The 18,849-nt window shown below is 57.4% G+C and carries 12 protein-coding genes; 5 read left to right on the top strand and 7 right to left on the bottom strand.

What is annotated here, in order from left to right; translation table 11 throughout:
* Positions 1–118: 118 nt before the first annotated feature.
* Entirely contained in the window at positions 119–1,234 is a 1,116-nt protein-coding gene (ald, locus tag OHL19_RS06620) for an alanine dehydrogenase (RefSeq protein ID WP_263356855.1), read from the bottom strand.
* A gap of 208 nt (positions 1,235–1,442) precedes the next feature.
* Between ald and OHL19_RS06615 the strand changes: the two genes are divergently transcribed.
* Positions 1,443–2,777 (top strand): Hsp70 family protein, encoded by a 1,335-nt coding sequence (locus tag OHL19_RS06615; RefSeq protein WP_263356854.1) that lies wholly within the window; start codon positions 1,443–1,445, stop codon positions 2,775–2,777.
* 19 nt (positions 2,778–2,796) lie between these two features.
* On the opposite strand, the gene OHL19_RS06610 is transcribed toward OHL19_RS06615, so the two are convergent.
* The 3 genes from OHL19_RS06610 to OHL19_RS06600 all read right to left on the bottom strand — a co-directional run bounded on the left by OHL19_RS06610 (position 2,797) and on the right by OHL19_RS06600 (position 6,673).
* Complete coding sequence (locus OHL19_RS06610) at positions 2,797–4,194, bottom strand: glucuronyl esterase domain-containing protein (RefSeq protein ID WP_263356853.1); 1,398 nt, start codon at positions 4,192–4,194, stop codon at positions 2,797–2,799.
* Positions 4,195–4,292: 98 nt separating this feature from the next.
* Positions 4,293–5,588 carry an MFS transporter gene (locus OHL19_RS06605; RefSeq protein WP_263356852.1) on the bottom strand — a complete coding sequence of 432 codons (1,296 nt, stop codon included), beginning with the start codon at positions 5,586–5,588 and terminating at the stop codon, positions 4,293–4,295.
* Between the two features lie 2 nt (positions 5,589–5,590).
* On the bottom strand, positions 5,591–6,673 hold the full coding sequence (locus OHL19_RS06600; RefSeq protein WP_263356851.1) for a hypothetical protein: 1,083 nt from the start codon (positions 6,671–6,673) through the stop codon (positions 5,591–5,593).
* A gap of 363 nt (positions 6,674–7,036) precedes the next feature.
* On the opposite strand from OHL19_RS06600, the gene OHL19_RS06595 reads away from it, so the two are divergent.
* Entirely contained in the window at positions 7,037–10,654 is a 3,618-nt protein-coding gene (locus OHL19_RS06595; RefSeq protein WP_263356850.1) for a TonB-dependent receptor, read from the top strand.
* Between the two features lie 176 nt (positions 10,655–10,830).
* Positions 10,831–11,448: a hypothetical protein gene (locus OHL19_RS06590; protein WP_263356849.1), complete on the top strand. Its 618-nt coding sequence runs from the start codon at positions 10,831–10,833 to the stop codon at positions 11,446–11,448.
* 83 nt (positions 11,449–11,531) lie between these two features.
* Here the strand turns inward: OHL19_RS06590 and infB are convergent, their stop codons facing one another.
* The 3 genes from infB to OHL19_RS06575 form a co-directional block, all read right to left on the bottom strand.
* Positions 11,532–15,002, bottom strand: coding sequence for a translation initiation factor IF-2 (gene infB, locus OHL19_RS06585; RefSeq protein WP_263356848.1), 3,471 nt, complete (start codon positions 15,000–15,002; stop codon positions 11,532–11,534).
* Between the two features lie 117 nt (positions 15,003–15,119).
* Complete coding sequence (gene nusA, locus OHL19_RS06580) at positions 15,120–16,853, bottom strand: transcription termination factor NusA (RefSeq protein ID WP_263356847.1); 1,734 nt, start codon at positions 16,851–16,853, stop codon at positions 15,120–15,122.
* Positions 16,854–16,984: 131 nt separating this feature from the next.
* Positions 16,985–17,584, bottom strand: coding sequence for a ribosome maturation factor RimP (locus OHL19_RS06575; protein WP_263356846.1), 600 nt, complete (start codon positions 17,582–17,584; stop codon positions 16,985–16,987).
* A gap of 453 nt (positions 17,585–18,037) precedes the next feature.
* On the opposite strand from OHL19_RS06575, the gene OHL19_RS06570 reads away from it, so the two are divergent.
* Together OHL19_RS06570 and OHL19_RS06565 are read left to right on the top strand one after the other, a co-directional pair.
* The gene (locus tag OHL19_RS06570) at positions 18,038–18,436 is read left to right on the top strand and encodes a nucleotidyltransferase domain-containing protein (protein ID WP_263356845.1); all 399 of its coding nucleotides are present in this window, start codon (positions 18,038–18,040) and stop codon (positions 18,434–18,436) included.
* Positions 18,393–18,788: a HEPN domain-containing protein gene (locus tag OHL19_RS06565; protein WP_263356844.1), complete on the top strand. Its 396-nt coding sequence runs from the start codon at positions 18,393–18,395 to the stop codon at positions 18,786–18,788. The genes OHL19_RS06570 and OHL19_RS06565 overlap by 44 nt, the downstream gene beginning before the upstream one ends.
* The last annotated feature ends 61 nt before the right edge of the window (positions 18,789–18,849 follow it).

The raw sequence follows: 18,849 nt of genomic DNA, 5'->3' as shown, positions 1-18,849 counted from the left end.
TGGCGGATAACCGGTTTTGGATAGCCGGTTCAGGTAGCGGATATAAATACGGAACAGGTACGCAACGACGGCCAGCAAGTTATCTCCGCAGGGGATGCCTGCGGAGATAACTCCATAACTAGGCTAATACGCTAACTGGCGCAGTCCACTCACGCCCCTGCGACTCAGCAACGCCCTGATGCGTCAGCGTTCCTTTGAACACATTCAGCCCTTCAGCCAATCCGGCATCCTGCTTCAGAGCCGCCTCTGCGCCAAGATTTGCCAGGCGCATCAGGTATGGGAACGTCGCGTTCGTAAGCCCCAGCGTGGACGTATGCGGCACCGCACCCGGCATGTTCGTAACGCAATAGTGAACCACGCCATCGACAACATACGAGGGATCGGAATGTGAAGTAGGCCGGGCAGTCTCAACACAACCGCCCTGATCGATTGCCACATCCACAATGACCGAGCCCTTCTTCATTCTGCTCACCATGGAGCGAGTCACGATCTTGGGCGCAGTCGCACCTGGAATCAGCACTCCGCCAATCACCAGATCGGCCTCGCGTGTTGCGTGGCCTACGTTGTAGCTGTTGGACGCGAGCGTGTGCACTCGTCCGCCGAAGATGTCATCGAGCTCGCGCAGACGATTGAGATTCATGTCGACAAGAGTGACATGCGCACCCATGCCAACAGCGATCTTGGCCGCATTGGTGCCAACAATTCCGCCACCGATGATGCATACATTTGCCGGAGGAACGCCCGGAACTCCGCCCAGCAGAATGCCGCGCCCGCCACGTTCTTTTTCCAGATAGGTTGCCCCGACCTGAACACTCATGCGGCCTGCGACTTCGCTCATCGGAGTGAGCAGCGGCAGCGTGTTCGCGCGGTCGCGCACTGTCTCATAAGCGATGCCAATCACCTTGGACTTGAGCAGCGCGTCGGTCAGCGTCGGCAGTGGCGCAAGGTGGAGATAGGTGAAGAGAACGAGACCTTCGCGGAAGTAAACATACTCCTTCTCGACAGGCTCCTTTACCTTGACAACCGTCTCCGCAGTACCCCAGACATGACCGGCTTCGCCGACGATTTCAGCTCCTGCATCCTGGTATTCATGATCAGGAAAACCGGACTGTGCCCCTGCATTGGTTTCCACAAGTACGGTATGTCCTGCCTCGATCAATGCCTTTGCGCCTGCCGGAGTTACTCCGACGCGTGCTTCGTGATCCTTGATTTCTCTGGGTACTCCGATGATCATTGTGATCTCTCCTAAATATGCATTTTAAAAATGCATTTCCGAAACCCGCTTTGCGGACTTATTCTCTGGACTCCATTGTAGATGCCGACGCTCGGATCCGTTTCGGATTGCGATGCGGACTATGATCTGCGAGAGAAGATAATCGCAGGAAAAGCACATCCACAAGGACAGGTTGGGGGAATAGCCCCAAATGCGAAATAATGGGTAGATGCGGCAAACGCCAAATCACGCCCCCGCGATCGGCATCGACTTCGGCACCACCAACAGCTCGATCGCCCGCATCGTCAATGCACCGGCCAGTGGAGATGCACAGGTAGAGCTGGTGCGCTTTCCTCGCCGCGATGGCGAGACGGAGTCCTTCCGGTCCGTCCTCTACATGGAACGCGTGCGCCAGGATGGCCACATGCGCATCGGTTCATGGACTGGGCCTGCCGCAATCGAGCATTATCTCGACGCGGATAAAAAGGGCCGTCTCATCCAGTCGCTCAAAAGCTACCTGAGCAGCAGCGCACTTACTGGAACGGAAATTCTGGGCCGCCACTACGCCTTTGAAAATCTCATCTCGCGTATCCTCACCGATCTGCGCACCAATGCCGAGCACCAGTTCGGGGCGCCTGTGCGTTATGCGATGGTGGGCAGGCCCGTGCGCTTCGTTGGCGCGGAGACAGAGCAGGATGAGGCATTCGCGCTTGAACGTTTGCGCCGCGCCTTTACGCTTGCAGGCTACGACAAGATCGACTTTGAGATGGAGCCAATCGCGGCAGCCTATGCCTATGAATCCGGGCTGGATCACGACGAACTGATCCTCATCGGAGACTTCGGCGGCGGCACCAGCGACTTCTCATTGCTGCATGTAGGGCCGGGGATTCGTCGCCGCGGCCGCAAGCCTGAGGATCTGCTGGGTAACAGCGGCCTTGGTCTTGCAGGAGATACATTCGACGCACGCATCGTCCGTAAGCTTGTTTCTCCTGAACTGGGCGCGGGCACGTTGCTTCACCCCGCGAGCAAGATGCTGCCTGCGGTGCCGGCGTGGATCTACGCCAATCTTGAACGCTGGCATTATCTGTCCTTTCTCCGCACGCGCAACGTGACCGAGATACTCAAGAGCGCACGGGCACGAGCGATGGAACCGGACAAGATTGAAGCCTTAATTGCACTGGTCGATGAGGACCTGGGCTTTCAGTTACATCAGGCCGTGCAGCGTCTGAAATATCAGCTATCGCAATCGGAGACAGCCGAGTTTCGCTTTATCGATGGAACGCTCGATCTACGCAAGCTGGTAACACGCGCCGAGTTTGAAGAATGGATCGCCGACGATCTTCTATCGCTCGAAAACTGCATCGACTCGCTGTTTCAAACAACAGGCGTGAACTATAAAAATGTCGACCGCGTCTTTCTCACCGGTGGCACTTCATTCGTACCTGCCGTGCGGCGTATCTTCGAGCGCCGCTTCGGTGCGGACCGCGTCCGCAGCGGCAATGAGTTTACTTCCGTAGCTCGCGGGCTTGCATTGCGCGCTGAAGAATCGCTGCAACAAAGCTAGAGCTAGGCACGTGCATTCCTCATTGCGGACCATGTATGTAGCGACTTGCAAAGGTTAGAAATGTAGGCCAATTGGGCGCAGGAGTGTGGCCGCCGCTGTGCTGGCGGAAGGCAATCTCTCCGTCGATCAACGGCGTTTCAATCGGCGGAAATTCATTCGTGCCAAGGTCTTTCTTGCCCAGCATTTTGTAGACTGGGCCAGCCGCTGCGGCCGCCAGGAACATGCCCTTTGCATCGGTCCACCCATCGCCGCTTACTGCGCCGCCGCCAATGAAGACAGGGCGAGGAGCACACAACGCGATCAGTTCATGAGCATCGACAGGAAGATCATTCCAGTGCAGCGGGCCAGCGTACTTAATAAAATTTCCTGCCATCCAGTGATACTCGCCTGCACCAGCCACGTTCTCGACAATCTCGCCCCAGTTACGACGATTGAGTTTTGCGCCGCCCTCGCCAGAAGAACTGATATATGCAATCGCGAAACGCGAGTCATAAGCCATCGTCACCAAGGCAGCTTTCCCGTAACGCGAGTGGCCTTCGATGCCGACCTGCTTTGCATCTACGGATGTATCCGTCTCAAAATAATCGAGTGCGCGACTGGCTCCCCAGGCCCATGCACGCAGCGCTCCCCAGGCATCTGGCTTGCGCGGCTGGCCTTTATCCATAAGGCCGATGATGCCCTCACTCAAACCCGCTCCATTGTCTGCTTGAACACTTGTAGGAATAAGAATCGCGTAACCCCATCCCCTGGCAAGCACCTGCTGTTGCCACGTGGGACCAGTCTCCGGCGGAGGCGCAAAATTCGGATTACGCTTGCGCAACGCAGCCATGAACGCAGGATCAAAACTGAACTCCATCATCACCGGAACCGGGCCTTTGGCCTGCGCCGGAACGGTGAGCGTGAGATCAATCTCTACCTTGACCTGCGGATAAGATGAGTTATCGACGTGACCGATAAGCTTCTTGGTTATGACCGGTATCTCGCCTACTTTTTCATTCGTCGTGTTTGTAACTTCCCAACGAACTTTCGGAGTATGTGCAGGTACGCGGCCATAGATTTCGCGGTCGAAATCCTCCACAATCTGCGGCCTTCGCTGCTCCCACCACTGCCGCGCCGTGATCACTTTCTTCCCGTTGTTCAGCACCAGCGGATCGGGCAGTTTGGGAAATGGATTGGCCTTTGACTCATCATAGTTAGCCGCGTATTGCGACTTGGGATCGCTATCCGCACCGTGACGAATCGCGGTGATATGCAACTGGTCCATCATCTGCTGATGATCCTTCTCCGTAGCGGCTTGCTGCACTGGATCGGGAGCCTGGGCCGTTGCATGATGTGCAGGCTGCAACGCAATTGCGAAGAGGACAAACGTTATGCGAATAAAGTCAGCTGGACGTGCAAGCGAGCGAAGAGTGGGCAAGGAATTCTCCTTGGGGCCTTTTACGCAGCGTCAGTAAAAGCAGCCGAAGTATATCGATTTTCTAAGCTCTGCACAAATGTATAAATTGCGAGTTGGCCTCATGCTTCGCCGACGATTGATATTGGTAGTTCACTAACGCCGTCATTCCAGCGCGGCGCAACGATCGCAGCAGCAATGAGAGACGTAATCAGGAAGAGATTGAACAGGTTATCCCAGCCATAGTGGCGCGCGAACCAGGTCACCAATAAAGGCGAAAGCATCTGCCCAACCGACCCTGCTCCATTTACTGCCGCAATGGCGCGAGCGGAGCAGCCCAGCGGCACTTTTTCCAGAACAGCGACCGAGACCATCAGCGCATCCACCGCATAAACGAGCAGACCCATCGCTGCAATGCTCACCGCCGAGGCCCACCAGCCAAGCGTCGAAATCAGCGGCTGCACCAACGCCAGAAATCCCAGCGAAAACAACAAAATCGCGGCGACCGGATATCGGCGCGAATTGAAGTAGCGAATCGAGAGATGCACCGCCAGCAACGCGCCCGCGAATCCGAAGAACTCAAACAACGCAGCCGTTGAGGCCGCGCGATTCGCCGAGAGATGCGTCGTCTGCACAAGATAAAGAGGCAGCCAGAACAACAGCGCATACCTCGTCATTTTGAGGAAGAAGTACATCGCAGAGATGGTGCGAATATGCCCATTTGAAAGCACCATCCACCAACCGGAAAGAATCCCTGCTGCGGCCCGCTCCTCTTCCGGCTCCTGCTCGCTAAGCGGCAAAAGGCCAACCGCCTGCGGATCGTCGCGCGTCGTCCAATAAAAATAAGCGGAGATACATGCCAGCAACAGCGGCGGCAGCATGAAGCATCTCTGCCAGCCCCAACTGGGCAGAATCCACAGCGTGGTCGCACACCATAACGTAAGGCTCGCTGCCAGCACCCCGCCCAGCGAATAACTGGCGCTCCACCAGGCCAACACTCCGGGCCGCTCCTCGCGTGTAAACCAGACAGCCAGCATGCGTGCCAGAGCGGGAAACCCCAGCCCCTGCGCAAAGCCGTTCAGGAGTTGCAGCATCAACATTCCATGCGGCCCGTGAACGAAAATCATGGCCGCAGTGGAGGCAGCGGAGATCAGGCCGCCGACCAGCGCCACCCGACGCGCTCCGTACCGGTCCGCGACCGTTCCGGCAACCAGGTGGCCAACGACATATGCCAGTGCAAAGTTGAAAAGCAGCCCGGGCAGGTCGCCCTGTGCGGAGAGAGAACCGGGAAGCGAACGCACGCTTCGCAGATTTTCCCGGCACAAATAATACCCGGCGTATAGCAGCCAACTGGAGCTAAAGGCCGCTGAGCGCCAGCGGTTGTAGCTCTTTGAATTTTCCAGCGGAGACGCGTCCATCTTTAAGCTCTCCCCTTGAAGATCCTGCGCTGCCATTGTCCTGCTGCGTCGTGAAAGAGCAGCATCTGGAAAGTGTGACGATTTTCAAGCTCTTCTGAAATCTTGCCGGGAAATTCTTTCTCTGAAATCAGTTCCTGCAGAAGCTGCCGAATCGCATCCCCATCGGTTCCCTGCACGTGCAGAGTTGCGGACTCCTCCGGAAGAATCGTGAGCACTGCGACAGAGGGCCCGGCAGCCAACGAACCCGCCGAAGAAGAATCGCGATCAATTAAATGTGGTTGTGAACCAGACAGAGCCCATCGTATGCGTCCGTCCGTGGCAAGTGGCGCAGGCGTTTCATAGCTTACCTGGACAGTGGCCAGAGCCCCCTGACTCGTACCCGTGAGCGAATCCCCATCGATCGCCGTAGCCACTCCATACCGGCCCGCAACCCAGACCAGCGGATAAAGGCTCGATGCGAGCGCATCCCGGTCTGGTGGAGTAACCGAGAGAAGCAATGCACTTCGTCCGGCGAGCAGCCTGTCCCAGAATCGCAGGTACTCCTCGCGATCCTCCAACTGGTGACGAAGCAGCAGGGTGCAGATCAGCAGAGCAAACAACGCAGGGCGCATCAGGGTGAGCGTCTTTATCTGCGGAAAGCTCTGTAAAGAAGCCTCCCGCAAAAAACCCTGTGTCTCCAGTTCTGGAGCTGCCGCAGAAACACTGTCCGCCGGAATGCCGGGCAGAAAATGGGGCACATAGCTGCCCGTAGGCAGGTCGATCCGAATCTCCGCCGCCACGACCGACGACGCGTAATACGAAGTAAGCCGCTTGCGCACCTCGTTCGCCCGCACACGTACCGTCGCATCGGAACTGGGCTCGTAAGAAGTGTCCCGGCCAAAAAGATCGATGCCGATGGAGCGCTCTTTCAACGAGTCCGTGCGGCCATTCAGCGTGACGCGAACTATATATTGCAGGAACTCGCAGGAGCGCTTGCTTGTGCGGAAGTGGCTACTGGCGCAAAGACGCTCCAGTTCCTCCTCCACGATAAGATGGCGGCGCGCTGCATCCTCGAAGCTCTTTGGCAAGGATGGTGCGGTAGCCATTGCAGATCTCCTTTTGCTACTCGACCTATATAAAACTTGTATTCAGCATAGCGAAGTTCTGTGAAAACGCATTGAATACCGTGAATCTTACTAACGGAAAGTTAAAACAGGGATGAACACCGTGCAAATTTATTTCTACTAAGTCATTTTAAATCAGTAAATTCATCGGACACTGAACCGTTAAAAACCTGTCTTTTCAAGTTGAACTGATCTTATATAGGACCAAGCTTTAGTTCAGGAGGGTTACGCCGGGAAATTCCATAGCGGCGATCCATTCATGACGTAGACTTCAACCATCGATACCACCACAGAGATGTAATTTTCACGCACCGTACTTATGTTTCATCTCAGGAGGCAGTAATTATGCAAAAAGCTATCCATCCGTGTTACCGACCGCGATTGCGGTGGGCAATGACGGCCCTGGCCTTGATGCTGGCGTTCGCGCTATGTGGCGTCAACGGCTGGGCACAGTCGACACAGGGCGCCATCCTCGGCGCGGTCAAGGACTCCAACGGAGCCCTCGTTCCCAGCGCAAAGGTAACGCTCACCAGCACCGACGAAGGCGTCGTACGCACTACCTCCAGCAACGCCAGCGGCAACTACCAGTTCCTCAACACCAAGGCTGGACACTACTCTATAGTCGTCTCCGCCCCGGGCTTTGAGAGCTTCTCGGTAACCAACGTAGATCTGGCCTCTCGTCAGGAACTCCGTCTCGACGCCGTTCTCTCCATCGGCAGCGTGCAGCAGGAAGTCACCGTAAGCGGCGACACCGTAAGCTCCATCGAGACTGAATCCAACTCCATCAGCGCCGTCTACACCAAGGATGACGCCGAAAATCTTCCGATCAACAGCCGCGCCGGCAACTCCGGTACCAGCGCCCTGAGCATCATCTCCACCCTGCCCGGCGTTCAGACCGAAAACGGATCCTACTCACTCCAGGGCGGACTTCCCTTCCAGACCGAAGTATCGGTCGACGGCATCACCATTCAGAACACCACCGGCGGCGGCCCCATCGCAGACGCATTCCCGTCCACCGAAGCCATCTCCGAAGTACGTACGGACGGTGTCGGCAACAACGCGGAATTCGGCCAGCCCGGCGAAGTCACCATCATCACCAAGGGCGGAACCAACAAGATCCACGGTTCAGCATTCTGGTATCACCAGAACGCAGCTTTTGACGCCATCCCCTTCGGCGACACCGCCAAGCCCCACAAGGTCGGCAACACCTTCGGCGGCCAGGTAGCCGGTCCAGTTGCAATTCCTCACCTTTACAACGGACACGACAAGACCTTCTTCTTCGGCGACTACGAAGGCTACCGCTTCCCGCAAACCACCCTCTATCAGGCGGTCGTTCCGACAGCAGCCATGAAGATGGGCGACTTCAGCAGCTACTTTGTTCCCGGTCCCAATGGAACCGTAGTTCCCTTCGGCTCGCTCCGCAACCCCATCCAGGGTGGCCTTTATGGCACGCAGATACCCGGCACCGCCATCAGCCCCATCGCAGCCAAGCTGCTCGCGAGCTTCTATCCCGATCCGAACTTCGGCAACACCAGCTCCTACACGGATGGTCAGTCGTACAACTACGTTACGAATAAAGATCAGAGCAAGCACAGCGACCAGTTCGACGTACGTGGCGACCAGTACCTCGGAGCCAATCAAAAAGTCCTGCTCTGGGGCCGGTTCACGTGGAAGAACTTCCCCGCCAACAGCCCTGAACCGCTGCTCGTTCCCTCCTCCCAGAACACCAACAAGTCCAAGGTGCTCAGCACCAACGCCACATGGACAATCAAGTCCAACATCACCGACGAAGCGCATTTTGGCTTTACTCTGTACAACTCCGGTGCGGCGAACTCCTTCAACGGTACCGCCTACACCAACAGCCTCGGCTACCAGGGCCTGCAGAACCTCTTCTACAACGGCCTTCCCGAAGTTGACTTCCATAACCTCCAGGGTCTGACGGCAGATCGTCTCTCCTCCATCACCACGTCCAACACGTACGTCTACACCGACGCACTGAGCTGGACTCACAAGAACCACAACATCAAGTTCGGCGTCGACATCCGCAGCATCGAAGCGCTTACCCCGCTCGGCTTCAATGGCGCTGACAACTACGGCACCTTTCAGTTCAACAACAGCGGCAGCAGCGGCCTCTTCACCGGAGTCGACTTTGCCGACTTCCTGCTCGGAACTCCCTATCAGACGTTCTACGACGTAGTCGCGCAGGACAACGACGGCAAAACCAAGCATTATCATGCCTTCGTTCAGGACCAGTGGAAAGCAACTCAGAACCTGACACTGACCTACGGTGTCCGCTATGAACTGCACCCTGGATACTCCGACCCACACGGCGACATCGGCAACTTCGACCCCAGCGTTGCTCTCTCGGGCCGCGCCATCTATCCTGACGGCAAGCAGAGCCTGCTGGCACAGAACTTCCTCGCCAGCGCCAATGCCTGCGATCCGGATGGCGTTCACAACACCAACGACGCAGTCATCAACGGCTCGCCTTGTATGCCTGTCCAGGGCAACAGCGCGGCAGGATTCCCTTCTGGTTTGAAGAAGGTTCCGCACCTGCGCTTCATGCCTCGCTTCGGCTTCGCCTATCGCCCTTTCAACAATGACAAGACGGCCATCCGCGGCGGCTTCGGCATGTACAACATCACGCTGCTGGGTTCGAACTTCTATTCGCTCACCGGCACCCTGCAGGCAGCAACCACGCAGTACACCAACTCGTACAACCCGAACGGTGCAACACCACAGTCCCGCATCGGCTACCAGTGGCCTGTCATTTACGCGGGCGCCGGCAGCTCGGGCGGCACCACCAACTACGGTCAGGATTACTTCGGCACAGCCAACAGCACCGACTGGAAAGATCCCTACACCGAGCAATGGTCGCTCAGCGTGGATCACGACTTTGGTGGTGGTTACGCGGCTCGCGCCTCCTATATCGGCTCTGAGACACATGACCTCGTGTGGGCTCCGGACGAAAACACCCTGCCGTTCTCTTCGACAACCTCGGCCAATAACCAGCCTCTCAGCAACCGCCTCTTCCCGAACTGGGGTCGTATCAACACCCGCGCTACCGGCGCCAACGAAAGCTATCACTCGCTCCAGCTTGAAGCAAAACACCGCTTCCAGCATGGATTCACGTTTGATACCTCGTGGACCTACGCCAAGGCGCTCGCCGACAACCAGGGACCAGGCAACAACGGCAGCTTCGCCGGAGAGAGCGGCGGATCGCGCTCCAGCTCAGTGCTAAGCCGCGCTGCTGACTTCGGTAATGTCGAAGGCACACGTCGTCACCTCTTCAACACCACCGCCATCTACGACCTGCCCATTGGTCGTGGCAAGATGGTCGGTGCCAACATGCCGCGTATCGCCGACGAAATCGTAGGCGGATGGAGACTCAGCAGCATCCTGCTGATCCAGACCGGCGCGTATCTCTCACCCTATTTCCCCTCCGGCCAGGGAGATCCTTCCGGTACCGGTTCGGGACTCAACGGCACAACAAGCGGCTTCGACGGCGGCCATCGCAACCAGAATCCAGACAAGGTCGTCGGCGTCAGCGCTACATCCGGACAGAATCGCGCTCACTGGATCAATCCGGCTGCATACACCTGCCCAGGCGATCCTACCTGGACTCCTGGTACACCCTGCACCACTGGCGCAGGATATAGCCCAACCGGAGCCAACGGCGCACTGCAGGCCAATGGTCCAGTTCCCCTGCCTATCGGCCGCTTCGGCAATGCCGGCGTTGGCAATGTCGAGGGCCCTGGTGTGGTCAATTTGAACGCCGGTCTCAGCAAGAGCTTCGTTCTGCCCTACGGCCTGCGCCTCAAGGCGGAAGGAACCTTCACCGACGTCCTCAACCACACCCTGCTCAACGAACCCGCCAGCATGGATCTCAGCACGACGAGCTTTGGCCAGATCACCTCTGGAACCGCTCGTACCGGCCAGGTCTCAATGCGCATCGAGTTCTAAGACGCATCAACTCAACCTCACTGGCGTGGACCTTCGGGTCCACGCCATTTTTATTTGCCGGCTGTTTTTATTTCCTGAAGCTCTGAAAACTCTGGACTTGCATGGTCTTCCAAGGTATCGTTCCGGCTAGGCTCGACGCAGGGATTGGCACCGGAATCAGCACGAGGATCGACACAATGAATTTTTCCAGGTTAGGCGCTCGCCCACTTCTTCTAGGCTTCATAATCTCAGCACTGGGATTTGCCGTTTTTGCCTGGTTCCAGAAATGGAATGGCATCGAGCTTGCCCTCGCGCCCGACCAACTGCTCACGCGCATGTCCCCGCTCATTCTCGCGGCAACCTTCATAGAGCGAGCTGTTGAGATTCTCATCAGTCCATGGCGCGACACTGAGGCCAATAAGCTGGATCGCATCGTCACCGCCATCAAAGGCCGCCCCAACGATCCGACCACTCCGCTACAAAACGCCATCAACGCCACCGACCTGCAAGCTGCTACCGAGGCATTGGACGAATACCGCGGCAAGACACAGCAATATGCTTTCGCCATTGGCCTGTTCCTGAGCCTCTGCGCCAGCATCGCCGGGGTCCGCGCGCTGTGGCCGTTCGTTGCCCACCCGGATACGCTTCGCGACGTCCTTGGCAAGGTAGTCGATCCGGGCCAGCAGGCATTCTTCCGCAACTTTGACGTAGTTATCACGACGACCCTGCTCGCCGGCGGGGCAGACGGCATTCACAGCATCATCAGTTCCATCACCAGCTTCTTTCCCAGGTCACCCAACGCGTCAAAAAGCTGACGCCTGCCCTCAAAAGTGAAACGGCCCGCTTCTCAATTCAGGAGTGAATGAGAAGCGGGCCGTTCTGTTTGTCTGGATCAGGTTTACTTGGCTGCCAACTGCTCCTTGGCTGCATTGGCGGCTGCGGCTTCCTTCGCTTCCTTGGCGGCAGCGGCAACGGTCGTTGCCAGTGCTCCCAAGTCGTTGGCCATCCGCTCGGTGGTAAAGGCCTCGATCACATCGCCTTCTTTCAGGTCGCTGAAGTTCGCTATGCCGACACCGCACTCCATGCCGTTCGTAACTTCCTTCACATCGTCCTTGAAGCGGCGAAGCGAGCCAATCTTGCCCTTGTGAATCTGCTCGCCACCACGCATGATCTTGACTTCCGCATCCCGGCGAAGAACACCATCCGTTACGCGGCAACCAGCAATCGTGCCCACTTTGGGAATGCGCATGACATTGATGATTTCCGCGCGTCCCAGGAAGTTCTCCTTGAAGGTCGGATCGAGCAAGCCAAGCATGGCCTTGCGAATCTCGTCCTGCAATTCGTAGATGATCGAGTGCAGGCGAATTTCAACATTCTCCTGTGTCGCCAGCTCAGCCGATTTACGCTCAGGCCGCACGTTGAAGCCAATGATGATTGCATTCGACGCCGACGCCAGCAGGATATCGCTCTCGGTAATCGCACCCACACCGGAGTGGATAACCTTGATGCGAACCTTCTCTGTCGACATGCGAACCAGCGAGTCGGCAATGACCTCGACCGAGCCCGTAACGTCGCCCTTGATGATGAGCGGAAGATCCTTGACGCCAGCCGTACGAATCTGTTCGGCCAGGCCTTCCAGAGAAACGCGGCTGCTCTTCGCAAGCTGCGATTCCCGCTCCTTCATCTTGCGGTACTGCGCAATGCCCTTGGCCTTGTCGCGATCCGCAACCACCAGGAACGTATCGCCGGAATCCGGCATACCTTCCAGGCCCAGTACCTCGATCGGAGTCGAAGGACCAGCCTCGGTAATAGCCCGTCCGCGATCGTCAAACATCGCGCGAACCTTACCAAACGTGTTGCCGACGATGAAGCTTTCATTGACCCGCAGAGTACCGTTCTGAACAAGCACAGTCGCCACGGCACCACGGCCACGATCCAGCTTGGCCTCAAGCACCGTACCCACAGCCTTGCGGCCAGGCGTGGACTTGAGACTCTGCACGTCGGAGACCAGGCAGATCATTTCGAGAAGCTGATCCAAACCAATCTTCTTCTTGGCCGAGACCTTCACATACACCGTATCGCCGCCCCACTCTTCCGGAACAAGTCCACGATCGGCAAGCTGCTTCTGTACTTTTTCCGCATCGGCTTCAGGACGGTCAATCTTGTTGATCGCCACGATAATCGGTACACCGGCAGCCTTGGCGTGATCGATAGCTTCGATGGTCTGAGGCATCGGACCGTCATCCGCAGCAACCACGATTACGACGAGATCCGTCACCTTGGCTCCGCGAGCACGCATGCGTGTAAACGCCTCGTGACCCGGAGTATCGAGGAAGACGATCTCTCGGCCAGAAGCCGGAGAGCCTTCCTTGGTGAACTTAACCTTGTACGCACCGATGTGCTGCGTAATGCCGCCAGCCTCACCGGAAGCTACATCCGTCTCGCGAATCGCGTCGAGCAATGAAGTCTTACCGTGATCGACATGGCCCATGACGGTAACCACAGGCGAACGCGAAACCTCCAGCTCATCGATGTTGTCGCTTTCCAGGATCTCTTCGATAGCCTGATTCGCAATTTCATCTTCGTAGCTGATGACGGTTGCGCCAGCGCCAAAGCGTGCCGCAACATCCTTCACCATCTCCGCATCGAGCGACTGGTTGACCGTAACGAATACACCACGCATCAGCAACGTGCCGACGAGATCCTTGGCGCGAATCTCCAGCTTCTCAGCCAGATCCTTTACGCTGATTCCCTCGGTCACGGTGATTTCACGCGTGATCGGTGGCGGCTCGTTGCCCATGTACGCGCCACCAAAACGAGGCGGCGGCGTAAAGCCCTTCATCGGGCCTTCTTTAGTCTTCGGATATTGCTGACGCCCACGGCCACGCGGCGGTCCCGAAGGACGCGGAGCGCGTGGTGCCTCACCCGGAGGTGGTGCAGAGCCAGGAGCGCCGCCAAATCCACCCGGACGGGGAGCGCCAAATCCAGGGCGCGCACCAAATCCAGGACGTGCACCCGGACCGCCAGGACCAGCCGAACCGGCAAAGCCAGGACGCGTTGGATGCTTGGGGCGAGGACCACCCGGGAACTGTCCCGGAGCCCCTTGATTCTGGAAGCCGCCAGGAGCAAAACCGCCGCCCTGTGGACGCTGCTGATATCCACCCGGGCCACTGCTCGGTCCACTCTGAGGCCGACGATCGAAGATTGGTCTGCCACGCTGAATTCCAGCAGCGTTCGCACCGGCAGCGCCAGCGGCTGGTGCAGCCGAAGGTGGCGGCGGTGGCGGAGCCTTGTACACCGGACGAGGTCCGGTCTGCGGCATAACCACTTTGCGAACAGGGACTGCAGGCGCCGCGGGAGGTGCAGGAGGCGCGGGAGGTGTGACAACAGCAACTTCCGCAACCGGCTCAGGCGTCGGAGCAACGACTACAGGAGCAGCAGACTCGGCAACAACCGGTGCCGCAGTAACAGATGCCGCAGCAACAGGTGTGGATGCCGCCACCGGCTCAGCCGTCGACGCAGTGACCGCAGGAGAGGGCACAACGGGAGTAGATGGAGTAGCGGAAGCCGCAACTACAGGCTGCGCAGGCTCTGCAACCACAGGCGCAGTCTTCACCTCAGGCTCCGGCGTGATCACCTTCGCAGGCGGAGGAGCAACCACAACCGTAGCTGTAGCAGCCGTAGCCACCGGTGCTGGCGTCGAAGCAGGCGCAACCGGAGCTTTGACCACCACCGCTGCCGGAGGAGGCGCAACAGCAACTGCCGGACGTACTACCGTCGTTCCAGCCTGCGCGCTTGTCGCAGGACGAGCAATCACCGGGCCCGATGGCGGACGCGTCGAAATCGCTGGAGTTACAACAACCGGCGGTTGGATAATCGGAGGCGCCTGGCGTGGCTGAGGCACAATCCTGCGCGGCTCTGGTCGTGCCGCTGCAACCGACGCCGGAGTCACAACACGAGGCGCAGGGACCACGGTCGCTGCCGGAGGCGTAGCAGAAGGAGACGCAGTAGAAGTCGCGGGTGGCTTCACCACTACCGCAGCCGGAGGAGGCCGATGGCCATACTGCGCCTGGTGCTCCGCTTCCTGCTTCCGCGCCAGAATCGCCTTCAACACATCCCCAGGCTTGGAGATATTGGAAAGATCGATTTTGGGCTTGTTCTCGTCGTTCCGCGAGCTCGAAGACGCGCCGGAACCACCCGATCGCGATCCACGCTCAAAATATCCGCGAACGCGCTCTGCCTCACCCGCCTCGATGGAGCTGGAGTGAGTCTTGCCATCCGCCAAATTCATAGCCGCGAGAGCATCGAGAATCTGCTTGCTCTTTACTTCCAGTTCCCGCGCCAGATCGTTAATTCGAACCTTACTCATCCGCCTCTTTTCGTTGTCTTACCCACTGCCGGTTAACTGGTCATAGCAACCTCGTGGCAATTACGACAATGCCTATTGCTATTATCCTCTGATTCCATCTGTACAGAGCGCCTCATACTACTCTGCTGTCTCAATTTCTGGCGTTTCTGCGGACTCTTCGCCCGATTCTTCTACTGCTTTGGCCGCTTTCTTCTTCGCAGCCTTCTTTGGTTTCGCTGCCGGGGCAGGCTCTTCAGCGCTGGATTCATCGGTAACTTCAGAGGCGGCTTCCGTCTCTGCTTCCGAAGACAACCCCGTCAGATCTGCAGTCGAGATAGGCTCAACATCTTCCGCCTCAACAGGATGCGTCCGTTCTGCATCCGCCGCATTCTCAACTTCCCGCGTCTCGGAATCGGCATCCGTTTCCTTCGAATCGGAATCCAGTTCTGCTGTCGCTTCCTCAACAGGCTCATCCGGAGTTCCCGGCTCATCCACTTCCACAGCTTTTGCTCCGGCAGAAGAAGATTCTTCATCGGCAGGCGAGGCTGCGGATGCCGCGCTATCGGCTCCATTCGGATTCGCTTCCCCATCCTCGTACTGGCCAAAGTAATGCCGAACAGCCACGCTGATGCGCTCCAGCGTCTTTTCGCCAATGCCCGGAATCTCTTCCAACTGCTCAGGAGTCATATCCGCCAGGCTCTCGACAGTCGTAATACCCGCCGCCACCAGCTTCTGGATAATCGTCTCGCCCAGCTCCGTAACTGCTTCAATCGGCGTCGAAGGGCCGCCGGAGAAGCCCGTCATCTGCTGCTCTACTTCCTGACGCTTCTCTTCCTCGCTCTTGATGTCGATCTTCCAGCCCAGCAGCTTGGCAGCAAGGCGCACATTCTGCCCCTTTTTGCCGATCGCCAGCGAAAGCTGCGTGTCATCCACGATCACTTCCAGTTGCTTGTCCGCCAGATCCACAATCGAAACACGGCTGACCTTGGCCGGCTGCAAAGCCTTTTCCGCAAAAGTCGTAATCTCCTCGTTGTATTCGATGATGTCGATCTTCTCGCCGCGCAGCTCGCGGATGATCGACTGCACGCGCATACCCTTCATGCCCACGCAGGCGCCGACAGGATCGACGTCCTTATCGCGGCTCATGACGGCAATCTTGGTGCGCTCACCAGCCTCGCGCGCAATGGCACGAATGACAACCGTGTTGTCGTAAATCTCCGGCACTTCCGACTGGAACAAGTTTGAAACCAGCTCTGGAGCGGCCCGCGAAACCACAACCTGGGGCCCCTTGGCCGCACGGTCCACCTTCAGCAGAACGACGCGAATCCGCTCGCCCACTGAAAAGGACTCCAGACGCGACTGCTCGCGCTTCGGCATACGTGCTTCAGCCTTGCCCAGGTCGATGATGATGTCCTGGCCCTCAATCCGCTTCACGGCTGCGGAAAGCACTTCCTTTTCGCGATGCGCGTACTCGTTGAACACAGTGTCGCGCTCCGCTTCGCGCACCTTCTGAAAGATGACCTGCTTCGCCAACTGCGCGGCAATACGTCCCAACGGACGCGTGTCCTTGTACAACCGAATCTCGCTGCCCGGCTCAAGCTCTGCGCCCTGCGCCATCGCCTGCGCCTCTTCCAGCGTGATCTGGTTGACGGGATCTTCAATCTCGTCTTCCGCGCCCATCACCGTTTTGTAGGCATAAACATTGATCTCGCCAGTCTCTTTGTTCAGTTCCCCGCGCATGTTTTCCTGCGTCTTGTAGTACTTGCGGGTAGCGAGGGCAATAGCTTCCTCAACGGCTGACACAACGATTCCGGGATCAATGCTCTTCTCACGGCTCAGAGCTTCAATGCTTTGATACAACGCGCTCGACATAGCTTGTACTTTCCTGCCTTGGCTTCTGTTTGCCGACCTCGGTCCGCGAGTAATATCTGCGGCCTGCGGCTGGTTTGGGATAAGCTCTCGGAACTAAAAATTGCCGAAAGCAAACTTTGGAACGGCTCCTCTTAAAACTCCGGAACCAGTTGGGCCTTTTCGATATTGCTTAGGCCTATCTCGACCGTACTCACGCCGGTCTTTCGCGCCTTGCTGTTCTGTTTTGCCGCCGTCAGATCAAGCGTCAAAGCGTCCTGCCCGCAAGCCGTCAGGCGGCCCTGCCAGTGACGGTTGTTGGCAATCGGCTCAAAAGTCTGGATCTTTACCAGGGACCCCTTGAACCGTTCAAAATCCACGCGTGCCGTCAGTTTCCGATCCAATCCCGGAGAACTCGCCTCAAGCGTGTACTCTCCATCCGGCCCCAGATCTTCAACATCCAGCAGCGTTCCAAAATCCCGGCTGAAACTGGCGCAATCTTCATGCGTAAGCCACGATAGCTGATTCAAATCCAGCTCGCCCTTGGCAAACCGCTCCGGCACCGCTTCCGCTTCGATAGAACCCGCCACAACCTGGGCAACCATCTCTGCTCGCCCTGCGGCATTCTTCTCCAGATAGACGCAGAGAACACAGCTTTTCGCTGAACCGGTGAGCTCTACGTCCACCACGTCCAGTCCCAGCGACCCAGCCACGCGGTCGGCAACCTTCCGAATTTCGTCCAACTTCAATGCCATCGCCACTTCTTATGCTCAAGCGCCTGCTTACCGGCACCCTAGACATTCACTTCGCCTGCATTCAAACCGATAAAGGAAAACTCACGCGGGCCACTCGGTACCACCCGCCCAGAAAGTTTGCCCCAAAGAAAAAGTGGGCTGTAAGCCCACTCATCTCTCCGCCAGCCGGCATACCCACAGCAACAAGGACGGACAAATTCGTCTGCTCTCATAGAATACGTCCAAACTCCCGGAAATTCAACGCACTGTCTGCCTTTCAAGCTATCTGAGCAAGACCATCTATCCATCCTTGGCGGATAACCTATAAAAAGAGAGCAATTTCGCACTCTTATCCCAACTTAGGCAGGGTGAATCCCCTCGAAGTCAAAGACCAAATTGGGAACTCAATCACCCGCGCCCCAATTTAATTGGCTGCCGCAGTACGATTCAGCTACGCTATCAGTGGAGATTGCGATGATCGCCGCCCAACAGCAATACGATGCCTTCCAGGAAAGCTGGCGTCCGACCCAGGAAAAAGTCGACAAAGCGATTCGCCTGGCCATCGAGATCGCCAGGCCGTCACGAATCTTTCTTTTCGGTTCCTGGCCGAGCGGCAAAGCCTCTATCGACAGCGACCTGGACATCGCGGTTTTTCTTCCCGACAGTTCCTCCCAGACAGCGGGCGAAACAGAGGAGAAACTGCTCGAAGCTCTCGACGAGATACCCCTGTCCATCGATCTTGTCATGGCTACCGAAAGCACTGTCAGCGATTTCCGCGACTCCATCAACAGCATCTTCTCTCTGATTCTGCGGGAGGGAAAGCTGGTGTATGAGCAATCGAATCGCGGACAAAGCGCAAACGCTGCTGCATAAGGCAGCCGAGGATGAACTTGTCTTTAACTGGCCCCTTGCTCCAGATGCGGTCTTTGGCTTTCATGCACAACAGGCCGCAGAGAAACTTTTGAAGGCACTCCTCGCTCAACTCGGGGTAGAGTTCGAACTGACGCATAATCTGACAAAACTCGCGAAAGCGGTGGAGCTGATTGACGGACCAATTCCAGATTTAGGCATACCGTTGCGAAAGCTGACACGTTTCGGCGTGGTTTACCGCTATGAGTTCCCGCCCCTTTCAGCAACTCCCGACCGAATGATCGTCACGAATGCAATTCGCGTACTCCGCGAGCACATCGCCGCACGAATCACCGTTCTTTCCACAACCACTTAACCGAACCTCAACCACCCCGCTTGACCACTCCGCTACAATAACCAGAAGCTCTTGCCATTCC

It is taken from the genome of Acidicapsa ligni (genome assembly GCF_025685655.1).
GTDB lineage: Bacteria > Acidobacteriota > Terriglobia > Terriglobales > Acidobacteriaceae > Acidicapsa > Acidicapsa ligni.
This window is presented reverse-complemented; position numbering and strand designations above follow the sequence as displayed.